Origin of the sequence: Oscillibacter sp. (assembly GCF_032018205.1) — a bacterium.
In the GTDB taxonomy this organism is placed as follows: Bacteria; Bacillota; Clostridia; order Oscillospirales; family Oscillospiraceae; genus Oscillibacter.
The window spans coordinates 109,964-128,915 of the sequence record NZ_DALZOY010000009.1 but is presented as its reverse complement, the minus strand read 5'-3'; the positions used below and the strand labels follow the sequence as shown (position 1 = coordinate 128,915).

Annotated in this window: 17 protein-coding genes, 6 tRNA genes and 3 pseudogenes; 14 read left to right on the top strand and 12 right to left on the bottom strand. The window is 54.1% G+C overall.

The window, feature by feature from the left end; all coding sequences use genetic code 11:
• The first annotated feature begins 169 nt into the window (after positions 1 to 169).
• The 4 genes from RTU96_RS08965 to guaA all read left to right on the top strand — a co-directional run bounded on the left by RTU96_RS08965 (position 170) and on the right by guaA (position 5,743).
• Complete coding sequence (locus tag RTU96_RS08965) at positions 170 to 2,455, top strand: AAA family ATPase (RefSeq protein WP_312636199.1); 2,286 nt, start codon at positions 170 to 172, stop codon at positions 2,453 to 2,455.
• A gap of 74 nt (positions 2,456 to 2,529) precedes the next feature.
• Positions 2,530 to 3,351 (top strand): Mrp/NBP35 family ATP-binding protein, encoded by an 822-nt coding sequence (locus RTU96_RS08960; RefSeq protein WP_312636197.1) that lies wholly within the window; start codon positions 2,530 to 2,532, stop codon positions 3,349 to 3,351.
• 276 nt (positions 3,352 to 3,627) lie between these two features.
• Complete coding sequence (locus RTU96_RS08955; RefSeq protein ID WP_312636195.1) at positions 3,628 to 4,206, top strand: xanthine phosphoribosyltransferase; 579 nt, start codon at positions 3,628 to 3,630, stop codon at positions 4,204 to 4,206.
• 1 nt (position 4,207) lies between these two features.
• Positions 4,208 to 5,743: a glutamine-hydrolyzing GMP synthase gene (gene guaA, locus RTU96_RS08950; RefSeq protein ID WP_312636192.1), complete on the top strand. Its 1,536-nt coding sequence runs from the start codon at positions 4,208 to 4,210 to the stop codon at positions 5,741 to 5,743.
• A gap of 117 nt (positions 5,744 to 5,860) precedes the next feature.
• Here the strand turns inward: guaA and RTU96_RS14770 are convergent, their stop codons facing one another.
• The 3 genes and pseudogenes from RTU96_RS14770 to RTU96_RS08935 all read right to left on the bottom strand — a co-directional run bounded on the left by RTU96_RS14770 (position 5,861) and on the right by RTU96_RS08935 (position 6,978).
• On the bottom strand, positions 5,861 to 6,157 hold the full coding sequence (locus RTU96_RS14770) for a M20/M25/M40 family metallo-hydrolase (RefSeq protein WP_397356734.1): 297 nt from the start codon (positions 6,155 to 6,157) through the stop codon (positions 5,861 to 5,863).
• Positions 6,112 to 6,417: pseudogene (locus RTU96_RS08940) on the bottom strand (ATP-binding cassette domain-containing protein); the annotation flags it as partial. The pseudogene RTU96_RS08940 and the gene RTU96_RS14770, both read right to left, overlap by 46 nt.
• 93 nt (positions 6,418 to 6,510) lie before the next feature.
• Positions 6,511 to 6,978 carry an ABC transporter permease subunit gene (locus tag RTU96_RS08935; RefSeq protein WP_312636190.1) on the bottom strand — a complete coding sequence of 156 codons (468 nt, stop codon included), beginning with the start codon at positions 6,976 to 6,978 and terminating at the stop codon, positions 6,511 to 6,513.
• A 344-nt stretch (positions 6,979 to 7,322) separates the two neighbouring features.
• Between RTU96_RS08935 and RTU96_RS08930 the strand changes: the two are divergent.
• Positions 7,323 to 8,083 (top strand): annotated as a pseudogene (locus RTU96_RS08930) (trans-sulfuration enzyme family protein); the annotation flags it as partial.
• Positions 8,080 to 8,744, top strand: a pseudogene (locus RTU96_RS08925) (PLP-dependent cysteine synthase family protein). The pseudogenes RTU96_RS08930 and RTU96_RS08925, both read left to right, overlap by 4 nt.
• Before the next feature lie 189 nt (positions 8,745 to 8,933).
• Here the strand turns inward: RTU96_RS08925 and RTU96_RS08920 are convergent.
• Positions 8,934 to 9,695: a tRNA threonylcarbamoyladenosine dehydratase gene (locus RTU96_RS08920; RefSeq protein ID WP_312636189.1), complete on the bottom strand. Its 762-nt coding sequence runs from the start codon at positions 9,693 to 9,695 to the stop codon at positions 8,934 to 8,936.
• Positions 9,696 to 9,760: 65 nt separating this feature from the next.
• On the bottom strand, positions 9,761 to 10,669 hold the full coding sequence (locus RTU96_RS08915) for an XdhC/CoxI family protein (protein ID WP_312636188.1): 909 nt from the start codon (positions 10,667 to 10,669) through the stop codon (positions 9,761 to 9,763).
• 351 nt (positions 10,670 to 11,020) lie between these two features.
• On the opposite strand from RTU96_RS08915, the gene RTU96_RS08910 reads away from it, so the two are divergent.
• On the top strand, positions 11,021 to 11,164 hold the full coding sequence (locus tag RTU96_RS08910; RefSeq protein WP_312636187.1) for a hypothetical protein: 144 nt from the start codon (positions 11,021 to 11,023) through the stop codon (positions 11,162 to 11,164).
• 496 nt (positions 11,165 to 11,660) lie between these two features.
• Positions 11,661 to 11,882 (top strand): hypothetical protein, encoded by a 222-nt coding sequence (locus RTU96_RS08905; RefSeq protein ID WP_312636186.1) that lies wholly within the window; start codon positions 11,661 to 11,663, stop codon positions 11,880 to 11,882.
• Between the two features lie 102 nt (positions 11,883 to 11,984).
• Here RTU96_RS08905 and RTU96_RS08900 read toward each other — a convergent pair whose 3' ends face one another.
• Positions 11,985 to 12,779 carry a class I SAM-dependent methyltransferase gene (locus tag RTU96_RS08900; RefSeq protein ID WP_312636185.1) on the bottom strand — a complete coding sequence of 265 codons (795 nt, stop codon included), beginning with the start codon at positions 12,777 to 12,779 and terminating at the stop codon, positions 11,985 to 11,987.
• 462 nt (positions 12,780 to 13,241) lie between these two features.
• Here RTU96_RS08900 and RTU96_RS08895 point away from each other — a divergent pair, with 462 nt between their 5' ends.
• Positions 13,242 to 14,108: an AraC family transcriptional regulator gene (locus RTU96_RS08895; protein ID WP_312636182.1), complete on the top strand. Its 867-nt coding sequence runs from the start codon at positions 13,242 to 13,244 to the stop codon at positions 14,106 to 14,108.
• 72 nt (positions 14,109 to 14,180) lie between these two features.
• Here RTU96_RS08895 and RTU96_RS08890 read toward each other — a convergent pair whose 3' ends face one another.
• From RTU96_RS08890 to RTU96_RS08865, 6 genes are all read right to left on the bottom strand, one after another.
• Positions 14,181 to 14,942: an N-acetyltransferase gene (locus tag RTU96_RS08890; protein ID WP_312636181.1), complete on the bottom strand. Its 762-nt coding sequence runs from the start codon at positions 14,940 to 14,942 to the stop codon at positions 14,181 to 14,183.
• A gap of 8 nt (positions 14,943 to 14,950) precedes the next feature.
• A complete protein-coding gene (locus RTU96_RS08885) occupies positions 14,951 to 15,382 on the bottom strand; it encodes a DUF3788 domain-containing protein (protein ID WP_312636180.1) in 432 nt (143 codons plus the stop codon).
• Positions 15,383 to 15,559: 177 nt separating this feature from the next.
• Entirely contained in the window at positions 15,560 to 16,252 is a 693-nt protein-coding gene (locus RTU96_RS08880; protein ID WP_312636178.1) for a DNA alkylation repair protein, read from the bottom strand.
• A 163-nt stretch (positions 16,253 to 16,415) separates the two neighbouring features.
• A complete protein-coding gene (locus tag RTU96_RS08875) occupies positions 16,416 to 16,643 on the bottom strand; it encodes a hypothetical protein (protein WP_312636177.1) in 228 nt (75 codons plus the stop codon).
• A gap of 56 nt (positions 16,644 to 16,699) precedes the next feature.
• Positions 16,700 to 17,395, bottom strand: a complete 696-nt coding sequence (locus RTU96_RS08870) for an alpha/beta hydrolase (protein WP_312636175.1) — start codon at positions 17,393 to 17,395, stop codon at positions 16,700 to 16,702.
• 437 nt (positions 17,396 to 17,832) lie between these two features.
• Positions 17,833 to 17,926 (bottom strand) — tRNA-Ser (locus RTU96_RS08865).
• Between the two features lie 243 nt (positions 17,927 to 18,169).
• Between RTU96_RS08865 and RTU96_RS08860 the strand changes: the two genes are divergently transcribed.
• The 5 genes from RTU96_RS08860 (at position 18,170) to RTU96_RS08840 (ending at position 18,672) form a co-directional block, all read left to right on the top strand.
• A tRNA-Gly gene (locus tag RTU96_RS08860) sits at positions 18,170 to 18,244 on the top strand.
• 6 nt (positions 18,245 to 18,250) lie between these two features.
• A tRNA-Arg gene (locus tag RTU96_RS08855) sits at positions 18,251 to 18,327 on the top strand.
• 51 nt (positions 18,328 to 18,378) lie between these two features.
• Positions 18,379 to 18,454: transfer RNA gene (locus tag RTU96_RS08850), tRNA-His, on the top strand.
• Between the two features lie 55 nt (positions 18,455 to 18,509).
• Positions 18,510 to 18,584: transfer RNA gene (locus tag RTU96_RS08845), tRNA-Gln, on the top strand.
• A gap of 12 nt (positions 18,585 to 18,596) precedes the next feature.
• Positions 18,597 to 18,672: transfer RNA gene (locus tag RTU96_RS08840), tRNA-Lys, on the top strand.
• Positions 18,673 to 18,952: the final 280 nt, after the last annotated feature.

Genomic DNA, 18,952 nt, shown 5'->3' with positions numbered 1-18,952 from the left:
GCGCCGCCCTCCCGGACAGCTTTGTTAGACTACCATACCCCATCCCGTTTGTCAATACGGTTTTCACATGTTTTTTACTTTTTTTATACCAGCCATTATCTTGCCTCATACCGTGCCTTTTTAAACGCAATTCTCAAAATGTCTCTGGGTTTTTTTAATTGTATATGGTATGATGTGGTTGTTTGAATTTTACGAAACAGAGGTGATCTACCTGCGCATTCATCGTATGAGCGCCACCTTCGGAAAACTGAGCCAGCGGACTCTTCATCTTTCCGACGGGCTGAACATTATACAGGCTCCCAATGAAACCGGCAAATCCACCTGGTGCGCGTTTCTGCTCTCTATATTATATGGTATCAACAGCCGGGAGCGGGACCGTGCAGGCTTTATTGCCGACAAAAACCGTTACGCTCCCTGGAGCGGCGCAGCCATGTCGGGCCGGCTGGACTGCCGCGTTGGCGACAACGAGCTGACCCTACTCCGGGAGACGAAACGCCAGACCGCTCCTCTCGGGGACTTCAAGGCGGTCCGCGCGGGAACCATGGACGAATATCCCGGCCTAACCGGGCAAAACTGTGGGGAGACCCTTCTGGGCGTCAGCCGGGAGGTATACGAGCGCAGCGCCTTTATCCGTCAGGCCGGGCTGCCTGTGACACAGGACGCGGGACTTGAAAAGCGCATCGCCGCTCTGATCACCACCGGTGAGGAGGACACCTCTTATTCCGAGGCCGCCGCCGCCCTGAATAAGCAGCTAAACCGCCGCCGCCACAATAAAACCGGACGGCTTCCTGCACTGGAGCTGGAGCTTTCGGATACCGCCCGTCAGTTGGAGGCTCTGGCGGGAGCAGAAAACCAACTGGTTGACCATCGTCGAGAGCTTTTCCGTCTGACAGAACAAGAAGCAGAGCTTTCCCGGCTTTTAAAGCTTCACGACCTCTGGGACGCATCTAAGGAGCGCCGCCTTTTATCTGAGGCCGAGGATGCCGCCAAAGCCGCGGGGCAAACCGCCGCCAATCTTCGCCGCCGGGCGGAGGAGGCCCGTCTTCCGGAAAACGAAACCATTGGCCGTCTTCGGGGGGCCATTGTCAATCTGGAAACGGTGCGCAAAAGCGTGAATGCCGCCATGGCGGAAAAGGACGCGGCCATGAAGGCGGGCGTGAAAGCCGAAACCGCTGTCAGCGAAAGCCCCTTTGCGGGAAAACCCGCGGAGGAGGCACAAAGAGCCGCCGCAAGTATACCCGAGCCGCGGAAAGACACGTGGCTGTTCCCGGTAGTCCTGTTGGTCGGCGGACTGGCGCTGGGCGTTTTGCTCCATGTGCTTCTAACCGCCCCCCTTCCGATGTGGCAAATTGCCGCTCCCGCCTGCGGGCTGGGGGTGATCTGCGGGCTGATCGTGGGCTTCGCCCTGAAAAGGGCCGATGAGAAACGTCGTTCCGCCTACCTCTCTGCCTACGGCGCATCCTCTGCCGAAGACCTCGCCGCCTTGGCCGGCGACTACGCCGCTGCCTGCCGCCGCCGGGACGAGGCCCAAAACGCGGTGGTGAAGGCCACCGCCACCTATGACGCGCTGTACGCCTCTCTTACCTCCAACGAACAGGGCATCTTGCTGGAGGTCCGCCGCTTTGCTCCCTCTGCCTTTGACATTCCCGCCGCCGACGCAGCGCTGCGGGAATGCGCCGTCCGGCGCAGAGAGCTGTCCGCCGCAGAAAGTACGGCAGAAGCCGCGCGGCTGCGGTACGAAACCATGCGCCGCCAGACGCCCGACAGGGACCCTTCTGCGGAAGAGCCCTCTGCGCCCCCCTCGCAAAGCAGGGAATCGTTGAATGTCGAGCTTCTCTCCGTGAAAGCCGCGCTCTCCGCCGCCCAGTCCGCCGCCGACCGCCTCACCGGCCAAATCGCCGCCCTTGGCGGACGAGAAGCGCTGGAGGCGCAGACGGAACAGCTTCGCTTGCAGATTGATGTGCTGGAGGGCGAATATCAGTCCATTGCGCTGGCGATGGAGACGCTGGACAATGCCAATGCTGCGCTGCAAAACCGCTTCTCTCCCCTGCTGGGCCGCCGGACGGCGGAGCTTTTCTCCTCGCTTACCGATGGGGCCTATTCCGGCGTGGTGCTGGACCGGTCATTCCGCCTCTCCGCCGAGCCGACAGGAGACACGGTGTGGCGGGACGCGGGACTCCTCTCCACCGGGGCCGGGGACCAACTATATCTTGCAGCGCGGCTGGCCATCTGCGAGCTGGTTCTGCCGGATATGGACCCGCCGCCTTTGGTGTTGGACGACGCGCTGGCAAATTTCGACGACTCCCGCTGCACATCCGCCCTGCGGCTTTTAAAGGAGGAGGGGAAAAAGCGTCAGCTTCTTCTTTTCACCTGCCACAGCCGGGAAGCCGCCTTTTTTTCGGACGATCCGGAGGTTTCCGTTCAAAGGTTGACGAACGACCCGTCCGAGGTATAAGATAACGGTTGCATTGATAGAGGCGGGCCCCATTTTCCCGCCGACACCTTTAATATGGCAAAAGGAGTTTTGACATGAGTGAATGCACCCACGAGTGTTCCGCATGCGGCGAGAGCTGCGCGGAGCGTCAGGGACCCCAGTCCCTGCTGAAGGAGGCCAATCCCGAAAGCCGCATCGGGAAGGTTTTTGGCGTTGTCTCTGGTAAGGGCGGCGTCGGAAAATCCATGGTGACCAGCCAGTTGGCGGTGACTATGCGTCGGCGGGGCTTCAAGGTCGGCGTGCTGGACGCCGATATCACCGGCCCCTCGATTCCCAAAGCCTTCGGTATCCATGAAAAGGCTCGGAGCGACGGGCACTCTCTCCTCCCCGCCGTGACCAAAACCGGCATTGAGATCATGTCGGTGAACCTTCTGCTGGATAACGAGACGGACCCCGTTATCTGGCGCGGCCCCGTGATTTCCGGGGTGGTTCAGCAATTCTGGACGGACGTAATCTGGGACGTGGATTATCTGTTCGTGGATATGCCCCCGGGAACCGGCGACGTGTCCCTCTCCGTGTTCCAGTCTATTCCGCTGGACGGCATCCTTGTGGTGGCTTCTCCGCAGGAGCTGGTGAGCATGGTGGTGGAAAAAGCGGTAAAGATGGCCGAGATGATGGAGGTTCCCATTCTGGGCGTGGTGGAGAACATGAGCTACGTGTCCTGCCCGGACTGCGGAAAGAAACTTTATCTCTTTGGTGAGGGAAAAACCGCCGACGCCGCCGCGCGGCACAATCTGAAGCTTCTTTCTCAGATGCCCATCGACCCGGCTCTCGCGGCCCTGACCGACGCGGGCAGCATTGAGGATTTTCAGGGCGACTGGCTCAGCCCCGCCGCCGACGCCGCCGAGGGTAAATAATTGCATACAGGGCAGGGACATCTTCTGATGTCCCTGCCTTTTTCGCGGTCCCTTTTTAAGCGCCGCGCAGAAAACCGAATCGGACCTCCCCATAAACAGCGATTTGCCGCGTAAAGACAAAATCCACAAGCATTGTCTCTGCAACATCCATATTTTGTTCTGTAAAAACAGTTGCAAATTTGCTGTCTATCTATAATAATAGAGTGATAATAGAATCGGTCGAAAAACCGCCCGTCTCCTTATGGGGGACAAACTGAAAGAGGGGGATATCAACACATGCAGGAATTGAAGGACCGCATCGTCAGGGAGGGTAAAGTTCTCCCCGGCAATATCATCAAGGTGGACGGCTTTTTGAACCACCGGGTCGATCCCACCATTATGGTTCACATCGCCGAGGAATTCGGCCGTCACTTTGACATGGATCAGGTCAGCGTGATTCTCACCGCCGAGGCCAGCGGAATCGCGCTGGCCGCCATCTGTGCCGAGCGCTTCAACAAGCCCATGATTTTCGCAAAAAAGGCGAAGAGCGACAATATTGAGGGCGGACTTTACCAGAGCGATATTTTTTCCTATACCTACAAGAAAAAAGTGACCCTGCTGGTGAATAAAGAATGGCTTAGCTCCGAGGACAAGGTTCTGATTGTGGACGATTTCATGGCCAACGGAGAGGCCATGCGGGGCCTGTGTGACATTGTCACCAGCGCCGGGGCCACGCTGGTGGGCATCGGCTGCGCCGTGGAAAAGGGCTTTCAGGGCGGCGGCGACCGGCTTCGCGCCGCCGGGATGAACCTGAAGTCCCTTGCCATCATTGAATCCGCCGAGCCGGGCAACATCGTATTCCGGGAGGACGACTGATATGCAGAAGGTCATTGTTTTGGACTTTGGAGGGCAGTATAACCAGCTCATCGCCCGCCGTGTCCGGGAGTGCAATGTATACTGCGAGGTAAAGTCCTATACCACCCCCCTTTCCCAGCTTGCATCTGAAAAGCCCATCGGCATGATCTTTACCGGCGGGCCCAGCAGCGTGTACGACCCCGCTTCCCCGCAGGTGGACCCGGCCATTTTTGAACTGGGTATTCCTATTTTGGGCATTTGCTACGGCTGCCAGCTCATGGCCCATCATCTGGGCGGACGCGTCACCGCCGGCACCGAAGACACCGCCCGGGAATACGGCAAGACCGACACGTTTTTTGAGACAGACTGTAAGCTCTTCAAGGGCCTTGACAAAGAGGGCGTCACCTGGATGAGCCATGGGGACTATATGGAAAAGGTCCCCGATGGATTTTCCCTTGTGGCTCATTCCGCCGCTTGCCCCACCGTTGCCATCTGCGACGAAAGCCGGGGCTTTTACGGCGTCCAGTTCCACCCCGAGGTGAACCACACACAGCACGGCACCGATATGATCCGCAACTTCCTCTATGAGGTCTGCGGCGCGGCGGGCGACTGGACCATGGGCGACTACCGGGATACCGCCGTTGCCCAGATCCGGGAGAAGGTTGGCGACGGCAAGGTGCTGCTGGCTCTCTCCGGTGGAGTGGACTCCTCTGTGGCTGCGGCGCTGATTGCCGAAGCCGTGGGCAAGCAGCTCACCTGCGTGTTTGTGGACCACGGCCTCATGCGCCTGAACGAGGGCGACGAGGTGGAGGCCGCGTTTAAAAAGTGGGATATCAACTTCATCCGCGCCGACGCCGAGGAACTGTTTTTAGGAAAACTGGCGGGAGAAACCGAGCCGGAGCGCAAGCGGAAGATCATCGGCGAGGAGTTCATCCGCGTTTTCGAGGCCGAGGCCAAGAAAATCGGCAAGGTGGACTATCTGGCGCAGGGCACCATTTATCCCGATGTGATCGAGTCCGGCCTTGGCGCTTCCGCCACCATCAAGAGCCACCACAATGTGGGCGGCCTGCCCGACTACGTGGACTTTAAGGAGATTATTGAGCCGTTGCGGATGCTGTTCAAGGACGAGGTCCGCGGCCTCGGCCGCGAACTGGGCCTGCCCGAATATCTTGTGATGCGCCAGCCTTTCCCCGGTCCCGGGCTTGCCATCCGGGTGATTGGCGAAATCACGAAGGAAAAGCTGGACACTCTGCGCCTTGCGGATTTCATTTTCCGGGACGAGGTGGCAAAGGCCAAGCTGGAAGATTCCATGAACCAGTATTTTGCGGTGCTCACCAATATGCGCTCTGTGGGCGTGATGGGCGACGGACGGACCTATGACTACACGCTGGCTCTGCGCAGCGTGACCACCACGGACTTCATGACCGCCGACTGGACCCGCATCCCCTACGATGTATTGGATCGCGTCTCCACCCGCATTGTCAACGAGGTCCCCCACATCAACCGCATTGTCTACGACATCACCTCCAAGCCCCCCGCCACCATCGAGTGGGAGTAAATAAAACAACGCCGGGAACCCGTATGACTACTGGGTTTCCGGCGTTTTATTTTGTGTTTTAAGAGGCGCTCTTCTCTATATTTACACGAACTCAGCAGGAAGCGCCAGCCTCATATTTCAATTTATCCGCCATCTGTTCGCTTTGGAAGCAGGACTGACACTGATTTGCGCGCCTAATAGGGCGGTGGTGTGAAAATCATGTCCGCAGGCATGCATACGCCCCGCGTTTTCAGAGCTGTACGCAAGCTCGCTGGCCTCTGTAATCGGAAGCGCGTCAATATCCGCGTGGATAGTAATAACGGGTCCTGAAGCGTTTCCAACATTCTTGCCAACGCCCCCGTCGGAAGGCCCACCCTGTCCAGAAGCTGTCTGCCCCGGAGGACCGCGTCCTGTTTGTTCATTTTCTTCACGCACAACAGGCTCTGCGTCACGTTTTCCAAGGCGGTTTTGTTGCGGAACAGATTATAGTGCTGGAACACCATGGCCGATTTGCCGCGCAAACCGGAAATCTGCTTTTTGGTGGCGGTTTTTGCGTCTATTGCAGCGCCGTTGAATTCGATTTGTCCCTCGTCGGGCGCATTCAGCCAGTTGATTGCCCACAGAAGCGTGGTTTTCCCAGCGCCGGACGGACCGATCATCGTGACAATCTCGCCCTGCCGGATATTCAAATCAATTTCCCGTAAAATTACGTTTTCGCCAAATTGCTTTTAAGATTTCTAATGTGAACACTTCGCGGCTCTCCTCTCGTATCTGCGCACTCTCTTTTCTCAGCAGCCAAACAGATACTCCAGCACGATGCAGCAGACCCAGTAAATCAGAGCGACCACAATCAGCAGGGAGATCAAGGAGTTTCCAAGCGGCGGCAGGGCAACCGTAAACGCCTGAGGGAGAACCACCCGGAACAGCGCCTGCCGCGTCGTCATATTGACGCTGTAACAGGCTTCAAGCTGTCCTGCGCCAACGGAGAGCATCGCGCTGCGAATGGTTTCCGACATGAACGCGTCGCTGTTCAGGGACAGAGCCACCACGGCGAAGACAGCGGCCTGAATCCCGTTGACCGAAAAATTGCTTCCAAGCTGTTCGTTCAGGCTACGCAAAAAAACCAGAATCCCGTAATAGTCCACCAAAAGCTGCACCATGTCCGGCGTGCCGCGGGCAAAGGATAAGCAGGGGCGAGAGGATACGGATATTAAAATACCGGACAAACGCCACGCCAAATCCCAGTATAAGCGCAATGATTCCCGAGCAGGCCGCAATCTTCAACGTAACAGGCAGATATGAAATGATTTCAGGTACGGTTGAAACCATGAATTGAAGGTCAAACACTTTTCCCATAGAGATAATCCTTTCTGATTGCGGTGAAAGGCATCTGCTTCCATACGCACAAATGCCGCGCTGAGACTGTGTCCGCCCGCTTCATTATGCAGAAATCGTTAAAATTCCAATGTAATCCGTGCGCAGTCAGGCAAGCCCACCCGCCCCAAAACTCAGTTAATACGGGCCTGCACCGCTTCCCGCGTGGAATAATCCTCGCCAAGATAGGTGTTGCTCAACTCCGCAAGTGTTCCGTTGTCCAGCAACCTTCCGGGTCCTGGACAAGGTTTTTAAAAATTTCGGCATTACCTATGAAATCATCGACACCACGGACCTGTCGGCTCTGCCCGAGAAGCTGACGCCCGACGTATGGGAAGCCGGTGATTGTGGATAACACCTTTATGACGCCCTATCTGCAAAGGCCGCTTTCCCTTGGCGCGGATATCGCGATTCACAGCGGCACGAAGTATCTCGGCGGGCACAGCGGCGTAATTTCCGGCTTCGTGGTTGTGAAAGACCCGGCACTGGCCGACCGGCTTTACTTTTTGCAAAACTCCACCGGCGGGGTCTTGGGTCCGTTCGACTCCTTCCTCATGCTGCGCGGCATCAAAACGCTGGGCGTGCGCATGGACCGGCACACCGCCAACGCGCAGGTCATCGCCCGCTGGCTGGAGGTCCAAGCAGGTTTATTACCCGGGGCTGGAGCGCGACCCCGGCTATACCATCCAGCAAAAGCAGGCATCCGGAGCAGGCGGCATGATCTCCTTTGAGCTGCATGCAGACTATGACGTCCGTGTGTTTTTCCGCGGTCTGCATCTGGTCACGCTGGCGGAAAGTCTGGGTGGTGTTGAATCTCTCGTTTGCCACCCCGCCACCATGACCCATGCCGCCATTCCGGAGGAGATTCGGAAAAAGGTGGGCATCACGGACGGTCTGATCCGGCTGTCGGTTGGAATTGAAAGCGTGCAGGATATCCAAGGGGATTTGGAGCAGGCGATTCAGGCAGCGGGAAAGGCGCAAGCATGAACTATGCAGACAGCATCCAGGCTTTCATCGGCGAAACGCCGATGCTCTGGCTGAATCATCTGGATGCTCCGGAGGGAGCGGGCCTCTTTGCCAAGCTGGAGCTTTTCAATCCGGCGGGAAGTGTGAAGGACCGCGTCGGGCAATACACGGTGGCGGAAAAGAGCGGTCGCCTGCTCCCCGGCGGCACGTTTGTTGAAGCAACCGCGGATAACACAGGTATCGGCATTGCCGTGGCGGCGCTGAATAAGGGCTATCGGGTTATTTTTATGGTGCCGGGCAAGTTTTCCATGGAAAAGCAGGCTGTTATGAAGGCATTGGGCGCAGAAATCGTTTTCACGCCCAGAGAGGGCGGCATGCAGCAGGCGGCGCAGGCAGCGCAGGCACCTTCGGAGGGGTCATGCGCTATTTAAAGGAACAAAATCCAAACATTCAGGGCGTTCTGGCGAACCCCATCGGCTCTACCATTGGCGGCGGAGAACACCGCGACTATGGCATCGAAGGCATTGGAAACAACTTCATTCCGAAAACCATGGACAGTTCTCTGGTGGACCGGGTGATTAAAGTCGGAGATACCGAGGCGTTTGACACTGCCCGTTTATTGGCAAAAAAGAGGGCGTTGTGGCGGGCAGCTCCTCCGGCGCCTCGCTGGCGGCGGCGCTGAAGCTTGCGTCGGACGTAACGCGGGGAAACATTGTGGTGATTTTACCGGACCGGGGGGATCGGTATTTCAGCAAGAACCTGTTCTGAAAAATGGGGCTCCCTGATGGTTTGCTGATGCAGCATGCGCTGCTTCAATAAGCCGTCAGGGGGCCGTCTATGTGCTTGGGTGGCACGTCAAATGAATTTCTGTTCACTTCCCCACCCCGGAGAGGTCTTTCACCACTTCTCCGGCGAGGATCAGCCCTGCCACAGGCGGAACAAACGCGTTGCTGCCCGGCACCTGCCGGCGCTGGGTGCATTTGCGCGCCGTTCCCGGCGGGCAGATGCAGTGGGTCCGGCAGCTGATGGTCATGTCGTCAATGGGCGTCATCGCCGGTTCCCGGGAGTAGACCACCTTTAATTTCCTGATTCCCCTTTTTTTCAGCTCCCGCCGCATCACGCGGGCCAGCGGGCAGACAGAGGTTTTGTAAATATCCGTCACTTCAAACGCCGTGGGGTCCATTTTATTTCCGGCCCCCATGCTGCTGATGATGGGAACGCCGGCGCTCTGTGCCTGCTCAACCAGCTCCAGCTTTCCAGTCACGGTGTCAATCGCATCCACCACGTAATCATATTGTGTAAAGTCAAACTGCGCCGCCGTCTGCGGGGCGTAAAAAGTCTTGTAGGTGTGCACAACCGCGTCCGGATTAATTTCCAGAATGCGCTCCTGCGCCACATCCACCTTATACTGCCCAACGGTTTTGCGGGTGGCAAATATCTGCCGGTTGACATTGGTAAGGCAGACCCGGTCGTCGTCGATGAGATCCAGTGTGCCCACGCCGCTGCGCGCCAAAGCCTCCGCCGTATAGCCGCCCACGCCCCCGATGCCAAACACCGCCACCCGCGCCGCAGACAGCTTTTCCATCCCGTCCGCGCCCAGCAAAAGCTGCGTTCTTGAAAATTGATTTAACATATTTCCTTATATCCTAACTTCCTGCGTTTTCAATTTATCGTCCCCAAGCTGCGCCAACGGGGAGTTCATATATCCTGAATCAGCACCTTCATCTGCCCGCCGCAGACCATGCCCTCTTCCTCCGCGCGATTGCTCATGTCCACCGTAACGCACTGGCGGCGGCCTGTCCCAATCAAGCGGTACGCATCCATTAACACGGCATTTTCGCTGCATCCGCCGCCAATCGTCCCCACCGCCCGAAAGCTTTGGTCCACCGCCATCATGGCTCCGGATTTCACCGGCGTGGACCCTTCTGTTTCGTAGACAAGCAGCAAGGCCTTTGGCGTTTGCGCATTTGCCAGAAGCTCCAGCAGCGGAAGGTTGATGTCCTCTGTGACAAGCAGTTCGGCTTTTGAGCGGCGGGGCGTGTCCTTCCGTCTGGATTGAATGACCTCGGCTGTAATCGAAATTGCGATTTCCTCCACTGTAAGCGCATTGATGTTAACGCCAATGGGCGTATGAATCTGATCCAGCACAGCGCAGGGAAAGCCCTCCTCTTCCAAAAGGCGAAGCAGCTCTATGCCCCGCCGTTTCGAGCCGATCATCCCCAGATAGTGTGGAAATTCGCCGTGCAGGATAATCCTCAAGCAGTCCGCATCGTGGCGGTGCCCTCTGGTGATGGTTGCAATATAGTCCCGCTTTGTAATTGCAATCTTTTTGATTGCATCCGGAAATGCGTCGCAAATCACCTCTGCCGCTTCCGGAAACCGCGTTTGATTGGCAAAGGACGGCCGGTCATCCACAACCGTCACCGCAAAACCAATATCGGCGCAATAGCGGCACAGAGGCTGGGCAATGTGCCCGCCGCCCAGCAAAATCAGCCGCTCCTTCGCGCTAAATGTACGCAGGTATGTGTCGCCCTCAATCTCAAACGGCATAGACGCCGCTTCTCCCACCCGAATCGCATTCAAAAGCTTCTCAAATTCCAAACGCATCTCAGTGCTTCCTTCCCAGCTCCCCCGGCTGCAAAGACGGAGAAGCACCGTATTCCGAACTGTCCGCCAAATTTTCACTGAAAGGTTTCCCCCGCCCTCGAATATCAAGAGCAGAAAGACATCCAAGTTTTATCTCCTGCGCGGCCGAGCAGCGCAGGGCATAAGGGGCAGCATAAGCAAGTCCGTTCCACCAACATAGTTTGTTTATTGGTTTTTACAGCGTAGCATATTTTTCGTCAGGATGCAAGGAAAGCACCTGCTATTTTCATATTGTATTTCCAGTCAAATCATGCTATACTGAGTGAACTTAATACCACAGTAGTGAAGCACATCGAAGAGGAGGACAATTTTATGGATGAGATTAAAAAGAGCGCAGACCCGAAAAGCACTCAGAACGGTCATGAACCTATTCAGGATCTGGAATTTGTCGCCTGTTCTCCCGAGTTTTCCAACGGGTGCACGGATGTAGAGCCGGATGAGCCCGAGCAACCGTGAATTCTGCCGGACAGCCTGCAAGCTTGAAAGCTTGCAGGCTTTTTTTATTTGATCCAGCGATACCCGCCGCATGGACTGCCACGCCGATTTTTAAAGAGGACGCCAGCGCGTTTCCTGAAAAACGGGCCCCGGAGTACTTAGGCTAATAACCTGTCTGTTAAAACACCATGTCCCTTATGCTAATACAATATCCATCCCCCAGAATACTCCTTTTTTATTTTCCGCTCCTGTCAATTGCTCCATGCGCCTTTTCATATTCTTCGACACAATTTCGGATAAGAATCAGAATCTGACTGTTTGCGGACCGCCCCTCATAATCCGCCACAACGTGCAGCTTATTTAGCAATTCATCATCAATCCGAATGGAAAGGCTTTTTGTAGCCATATATTCACCTCGAAATAAATTTAATATGTATTTATTTTAGACTCATTTTATGGTGCAATGCGGAAATAGATATAAAACATATTCAATTCACATCTATAAAAGGAGCTTTTTATGGCAGACTATAAAAAACTATATCTCAAAATGTTTCGGGCCTCGGATGAGGCGATCAACCTTTTGATTGCGGCGCAGCAAACCTGCGAAGAGCTTTACATCAGCCAGCCCGAGGTGGAATTAAAGGTTCTTCCGTTGCCGTCAGAAACAAGAACCACAGAAATGAGACATGATTTTAAATCCATGCCTGCCAGTCTGACAAAAGAAAATGAGCCGTCGTAGGACGGCTCATTTTTTCGTGAAACGCCCGCCGGGCTTCAATCCAATGAAACGGCAGGACACCCCACAGCCCGTGCTTTGACGCAAGGGCGCATTGCTCAGGTCCTATTTCCTGCCGCAGATCAGGCCCATTTCGCCCGCCACCAGCGGCGTGCGCAAAAACTTGGGCACAAAGTCGTTCTGCCGCGTGTCTATAAAGCGTATTTCCCTTACCTCCTTGGAGAGCGCTTCAACCAGCCCATCCATATCCGGATAGCTTCTCGGAGAATTAAAAACATCTTCAAAGGAAAAAGGTGCGCCGGGCTTTAAAACACGCAGGGCCTCCTGAATCAGCTTCAGCTTATCCGGCTGAGACGCCACCTCGTGAAATACAAAATTGCTCACCGCCGCGTCAAAGTATCCGTCGGGAAAATCCAGCTTTGCCGCATCTCCCTTTTGGAAAGCGGTGCGCCCGGCAACGCCTTCCAGCCGCGCATTGGTTTCACACTGGCTTTGGGCATAATCCCACATTGCGCCCCAATAATCCATCCCGACGCAATGGGCTCCCGGGTATTTCTTTGCGGCCTTAATGGTCAGCGCGCCGCTGCCGCAGCCGATATCCAGCAGCACCCCGTTTCCGTCCCAGTCCAGATATCGCAACACATTGTCTAATATTTTTCCCTGAACACCGCCGCCCTCATATGAGAGCAGCTCTCGGGCATGGGCCATATAAAAGAAAAATATCCCCATAAGCACTGACACCGCCGCCAGCAGAACCCGCAAAATCAGGATGGGGACGCCGCCGGACAGCAAAAAGCTCAGCGCAAACAGCAGCGCCGAAGCCGCGGTAATTGTCCCCAGAATCACCGGCAGCTTTACCGGAATCCAATTTGCGTAGTCAATGTTTGTTTGCTTTTTCATACGGTATCCTCCCCTTGTTCGCCCGTTGCGGGCGGTTTTATCCCATTAACGCGCGCAGAGCAACCCACAGTCCGAAATCTTCGGGCAGATTGCCGCTTTCATCCGAACCCCAAGAGCATTCGGTTAGAAATAGCTAACCCGATTTTACCATGATATTGCTTACAATTCAATCATTTACTCAAAAGATTTTTCGAGATACAAAACATGAATGAATCCAAGCCGCATACACCGCACAATTACCTCCCGTTTGGAAAAATAATGTGGTATACTAAAGAAGCCGGACGCCGGCGCCCTTATAATCCCAAAATTCATTTGGATAAGTCCCGCAAAACGGCGGCTTTTAAGCCGAGCACCGTGTCTTGGCTCCACCCAAACCCAGAAATATATCTCTCCGAATCCGGCAGAGACGGAGAGGACGCGCCTCCCAAAATAACGTAAGATTTCAGCACAGGAGATGATGGTATGGATTGGCTTTCCCAACTCAACGACGCACTGCGGTATATCGAGGAAAATCTGGACGGAGAAATCGACCCGGAACATACATCGAAGCTTGCCTGCTGCTCGGTGTTCCACTTTCAGCGGATGTTTTCGTATATGGCCGGGGTTTCCTTGTCAGAATACATCCGCAGGCGGCGCATGACAAAAGCGGCGTTCGATTTGCAGAACACCGAGGATAAGGTGATTGACGTCGCGCTGAAATACGGGTACGACTCCCCCACCGCCTTCAACCGCGCGTTTCAGAGTGTCCACGGGGTTTCTCCCTCCGCCGCCCGGCAGGAGGGCGCGAGGCTTAAAGCCTACCAGCCCATCAGCTTCAAAATTACCATACGAGGTGAAGCTGAAATGAATTACCGAATTGAGCATCACAACGCATTCCGCATTGTTGGCCCGAAAATGAGCTGCCCCTGGTCCCCCGAAAAGCAGGAGGGATTTTCCCTCATCCCTAAGTTTTGGGCCGAACAGTATCCAAAGGGAACCATTCCCGCATTATGCCAGCTCATGAATAAGCAGCCCATGGGCATCCTTGGCGTCTGTACGGGGGACTGGCAGACCGCGGGAAGCTTTGATTACTACATTGCGGTTTCCAGCGACCGGCCGGTGCCGGAGGGGATGGTGGAATATGAAATTCCCGACTGCACCTGGGCGATTTTTGAATGCAAGGGCGCCATGCCCCACGCAATTCAGGCCATGCAGCAGCGTATTTTGACGGAGTGGCTTCCCGGCAGCGGCTATCAATACGCCGACGCGCCTGACATCGAGCAGTATACCGACGGCGACCAAAGCAGCGAGGACTATGTTTGCTATATTTGGCTACCCGTGAAAAAGTAAACAACTTATTCTCTCAGAACAAACAGGGGCCGCAGCGATTTTCTTTCGCTGCGGCCCCTTCTCTGCCTATCTTTAAAATCCGTGCTCGTTTAAAAACTTTTCAAATTTTGCCGATCCGAAAATCTCGTTGGTCACATATTCGCCGTTATAAAAAAAGCCGTAGGTGGTGAACGGTGTGGGGGCCGACTGTGCCTGCGCCGTGGTTTCAATCTTGTGGACGCTGATTCTTGCGCCCCTTTCCTCCGCAAGCTTCACGATGACCGGCACATATTTGTCCGTGTGGGGGCACTGGTTGGTATAATACAAAACCATACCCTGCTCCTCAATTACGCCCTGTCTTGCGCAGTCTTTAAACCTTGGGACCGGCGCAGTCTCTGTAAACGGCAGATAGTAAAGCACAAAATACGGCTGGGCAGTGTCGGCTGCCAGAAAGTCCTTTTGCTTGAGATAAGCCGCATCAGAGAGAAAGGGGCGCTTTTTTTCAGACGCAACAACAGTTAATCCGCAGCAGCCCCTAGCCTTGGCGTCCTCCACGCATGTTTCCAGCAGGCGACTGGCATGGCCCTTCCCTTTGTACTGCCCCGACACCCAAAAGCAGTTGATATGCAGATATCCCGGCGCATCCATGGGACACCACGCTTTTTCGGCAGGGATATACTCGATAAACACCTTGCCACGCGCATTCAGCTTTTGAAATACAAGTCCGTCCCCGAAGCGCTCTTTCAGCCACGCCTTTTTGGAGGAAACACACGTTTCCCCCTTTTTGTCCGTGATGGCGCAGCAGATGTGCTCACGGTCAATATTCTCCGCTATTACGGCAATAATCTCTTCCATGCTTATGCCTACCTTTTCTTAAGCTTTCTGCGAATTTGGATCAGGCGCTTCACATCCTCCAAAATGCCCGCGTCGGTAACGTTCATCATCAGCCATCTTCCGCCTGCACTGAACGCGGTGTTGAAAAAAAGCGACTGGGTATATTTCTCGCACAGCGGCATGGTAAGCTCTGCTTCGGTTTGCTCTCTGGCGCCGATCACCACCAGCGCGATAAAAAATCCGTCCATGGGATAGAGCGTGCACAGAGAACGCCCGGCCTTTTGATACTTCACGTTCCAGCCCTGCTGGGCAGAGCAACTGCTATAATAAAAACTTGGCTGCACCTCGTAATTTTCACGCATAAAGCGATTCATCTCAATCCATAAGGGGCTGTTGATATAGTCTGCGATTTCAGCGGCAGTCGGCTGCTTATCCGGACCAAAACGTTTTGCCCAATCCATCGTCATTCCTCCAGAATCAATTATATATCAGATAATATGACAACAGCACGTCATGTTTTGCTTCGCTTTTTCTTTAGCTTCTCCACAATATGCACGGGGCAAAGCACCTTCACATCCCGCCAGACAAACGCAAAAAGCTGTACTCCGGACTAATCTTGTTTGGGTTTTCTTAAAGGCTCACTTCACCCGAAGGGTGCGAAGCTCAGCCTTCTGCGCTTCTGTAATACGGTAGCTCTCAACGGCCTTTTGAATTGCCTTGTTATGAACCCATTTGTCAAGCCGATTGTGCCGGATATAAGGAATTACCGCATCCCACTGCTTGGCCAGCGCCGTGGCAAAGTACCAGGCAATCATCATATTGACGTAGTATTCCTCCGAGTGAATCTTCGCCACCAGAGTAAGGTGCTCCGGTGCAAAATTCTCGTCCAGAAAGTGCGTCATCAGCATCCCGATGCCAAAGCGGATGGTGTAAGTGCGGTCGGACGCCATCCACCGTTGAATCTCGTTCAAAAGCTCCGGGCGGTGCTTTCGAAACACCTTGGGGCTGATCAGGTCGCAGGTGGCCCAATTATCAACGTAGGGCAAAAATGCGTCTATCGCTGCCACTGCGGTGTTGTAGTCCTTAATTTGCTCTATCACAAAGCCATGGAGGTTATTTTCATCGTAGTATTGATGGGGGAGCCGCTTCAAAAACTCCGCAGTTTCCGGCTCTTTAGAAAGCTCATTTGCCAGCTTCCGCAACTCGGGTGTGCGCACGCCAATTACCCGCTCCGGTGCTACCGTGGGGATCAGCTTGCATTGAAAGTCTTTGTATTTCAAATCTTGCAGGGCAAACAGCCGAGCCTGAACGCTTGTCTTTACATCATGCATAACCGCACACTCCATGACTATATTAAAACTTCCTCACAGTGATCATTTTGGTGCTGATTCCTCTGCACCAAAAAACCGATATAGGTTTTAGGCAGGTCTGAAACCGCTTGTTTCGGTATTGTCCCATAATGGTGTTTCAGCGCTTGGGTTTTCAAATGTTACGTTATCCTCTTTGCCGCCTGCGCACAAAAACCTGTACGGGACTTCCAAATTCTTCTGTCAATGCCCCCACCTCAAAGCCCAGATGCTGATAGAAGGCTCTGGCGGCGGCGCCGTTGGGATCACCGGCCCGGTACGTGGTCACTGTGAGATCCTTTTCCGGATTAGCGAGGGGCAGTATATAGCCGACCAGTTCCCGGGCAATGTGCCGCCGCTGACAGCGATCATCCAACTGTCAATATCCGCAGAAGTAGCCTTCGCAATTTTTGCAGTGCGTCCCTCTTTTTTTCACTCTGTCTGTTTCCTTTCCCACGCCTGCAAAAATGCCAGTTGTTCGGGCGTGTGAAGCCAATGTTCGCCATGTTCTATCACCGTCAGATCACAGCCAAACCGACTGACAAACGCATCTATTGTCCTCCGGTCGGTCAGGTTGTCCTGCCCGGCATAGAGAATTGCCGTCGAAGCCGCCCACTTTTTAATGGAGTGCCCTTTCACATACTGGAGATAGTCCCAGGAAAGTGTTTCACCAAAATCAGTGGCAATTTCGCCCTCCCGCTCCAGTCGCGTTTCATCCACAGCCGCCCAGCGCATCATGTTTTGAATCAGTCTTTCCATATCCAGCACGGGCGAGACTAATAGCGCCTGCTCCAGCGGCGTATCCGAAAAGGCCAGCATGGAAAACCATGCCCCAATGCTGTTGGCACGGAGGGAAACATACGCCCAGCGCTGCCTTAGAACCACCATGACCTCTCGCAGCTCCGGCACCACATGCCATGGGTCAAAGCCGCAAACCGCTTTTCGTTCCCCGTGTTCGGGAAGGTCAATGGCCAGTACCTGTGCACCTCCCAAGCAGGCACTTTCTGCGAATGCCTCCGCTTCTTCTTTGTATCCATGCTTGCCATGGACAAACAGCCACACCCGGTCAGAATCTTCGCCATACAGGACAGCGGGAATATCATGAACCTGAAATTTTATCACAGGCATAGGAACACCTCTTTTTTGCAATACAGTTTGTATTTGTTTATATCATAGCACAGGTTATCATGGAGCACAATTGCACCAATAATATGACCACCTGCCAAAATCGGCAGAACCTCTGCCGGATCTTCTTATATCCGGCTTCCTGATTTACGACTTACTTGTGCCAGCTTATTCGCAGCGGAGAAAGTCTCATAACGCGCATTTGTCTTTGGCCGGGCGCAGCTATCTCTCCACCAACGCCGATATTTACGCGCAGTTAGACCTTGCAAGCACGCTGAACACGGGAGAGGTCGTGCCAAGCCTGCTGAAGCAGGCAATAAATCAGAAAAAAGCCTGTGAAAAGGCACGACAATTTCCCTTAACCTGTATTTGAGTTTCAATTTTTTGAGAATGCCAAACAGAAAAGCAGCCATGGAAGCGGATACTTCCATGGCTGACACTGGCGGAGACGGTGGGATTCGAACCCACGGACCGGCTCATCACCGATCAAACGATTTCGAATCGTTCTCGTTATAACCACTTCGATACGTCTCCATATTTTATTCGGCCTTTGCGCCGAGAATGGCCCCAAAAATTTTCAAAATCGCACACCTTAGTCTCCGCTTTATTCGAGTGCACATTATGACACACTTTTTAAAAAGTTGCAAGCCCCTTTCCCCACGGTAAAAAGCTTTTTTCCTAAAAATGCAAAAAAACTCAAAAACGTCGTCTTCCTTCTTGACAGTGAGTGTATTTCATGCTATCATACCTAAGCTGACGTTTCCATGGAGGGCTCGCGCAGGTGTAGCACAATGGTCAGGGCACCAGCCTTCCAAGCTGGGGATGCGAGTTCGATTCTCGTCACCTGCTCCAAAACATGCGCCAGTAGCTCAGGTGGATAGAGCAACTGCCTTCTAAGCAGTAGGCCAGGGGTTCGAATCCCTTCTGGCGTACCAGTTCCCTATGGTTTCATCATCAGTAAGACCGCGCGGATTTATCAATATGTGGTGGGTGTAGTTCAATTGGTAGAGCACCGGATTGTGGTTCCGGCTGTCGCGGGTTCGAGTCCCGTCACCCACCCCAGAATGAGCGAAGGGGATCGGGCTTGCCCCGATTCTCTTCGTTTTCGCTTCCATCTTGGGGCGTAGCCAAGTGGTAAGGCAAGGGACTTTGACTCCCTCATCCGCTGGTTCGAGTCCAGCCGTCCCAGCCATTTTTTTCGCATGATCCGGTAGCTCAGTCGGCAGAGCAACTGCCTTTTAAGCAGTGGGTCCGGGGTTCGAATCCCCGCCGGGTCACCAAATAGAGACTTATCCGAACACACACGGTTTATTTTTATTAACGGTCTTTTCGGCTGTGTGATAAATCGTAAGTAACGGGTAAGCCAAAGCCACTCGCCTCAATTGAGGCGAGTGGCTTTTTTATATTATCTTACCAATTAAAACGCCGGAATCCCGAGGCCGCATTTTTCTTTTACTACCGCTATGCTATACATAATAAGTTGCTTGGTTAATTCGTGAATATCGTTAACCTTATTTTGTATAAATTGCCAACGCCCAGATTGAAAATAAGATGGTAATA

Coding starts and splice junctions, on each gene's coding strand:
- RTU96_RS08965 (WP_312636199.1), top strand. CDS start 170: ATGATGTGGTTGTTTGAATTTTACGAAACAGAGGTGATCTACCTGCGC.
- RTU96_RS08960 (WP_312636197.1), top strand. CDS start 2,530: ATGAGTGAATGCACCCACGAGTGTTCCGCATGCGGCGAGAGCTGCGCG.
- RTU96_RS08955 (WP_312636195.1), top strand. CDS start 3,628: ATGCAGGAATTGAAGGACCGCATCGTCAGGGAGGGTAAAGTTCTCCCC.
- guaA (WP_312636192.1), top strand. CDS start 4,208: ATGCAGAAGGTCATTGTTTTGGACTTTGGAGGGCAGTATAACCAGCTC.
- RTU96_RS08920 (WP_312636189.1), bottom strand. CDS start 9,695: ATGTTAAATCAATTTTCAAGAACGCAGCTTTTGCTGGGCGCGGACGGG.
- RTU96_RS08915 (WP_312636188.1), bottom strand. CDS start 10,669: ATGCGTTTGGAATTTGAGAAGCTTTTGAATGCGATTCGGGTGGGAGAA.
- RTU96_RS08910 (WP_312636187.1), top strand. CDS start 11,021: ATGGATGAGATTAAAAAGAGCGCAGACCCGAAAAGCACTCAGAACGGT.
- RTU96_RS08905 (WP_312636186.1), top strand. CDS start 11,661: ATGGCAGACTATAAAAAACTATATCTCAAAATGTTTCGGGCCTCGGAT.
- RTU96_RS08900 (WP_312636185.1), bottom strand. CDS start 12,779: ATGAAAAAGCAAACAAACATTGACTACGCAAATTGGATTCCGGTAAAG.
- RTU96_RS08895 (WP_312636182.1), top strand. CDS start 13,242: ATGGATTGGCTTTCCCAACTCAACGACGCACTGCGGTATATCGAGGAA.
- RTU96_RS08890 (WP_312636181.1), bottom strand. CDS start 14,942: ATGGAAGAGATTATTGCCGTAATAGCGGAGAATATTGACCGTGAGCAC.
- RTU96_RS08885 (WP_312636180.1), bottom strand. CDS start 15,382: ATGGATTGGGCAAAACGTTTTGGTCCGGATAAGCAGCCGACTGCCGCT.
- RTU96_RS08880 (WP_312636178.1), bottom strand. CDS start 16,252: ATGCATGATGTAAAGACAAGCGTTCAGGCTCGGCTGTTTGCCCTGCAA.
- RTU96_RS08870 (WP_312636175.1), bottom strand. CDS start 17,395: ATGCCTGTGATAAAATTTCAGGTTCATGATATTCCCGCTGTCCTGTAT.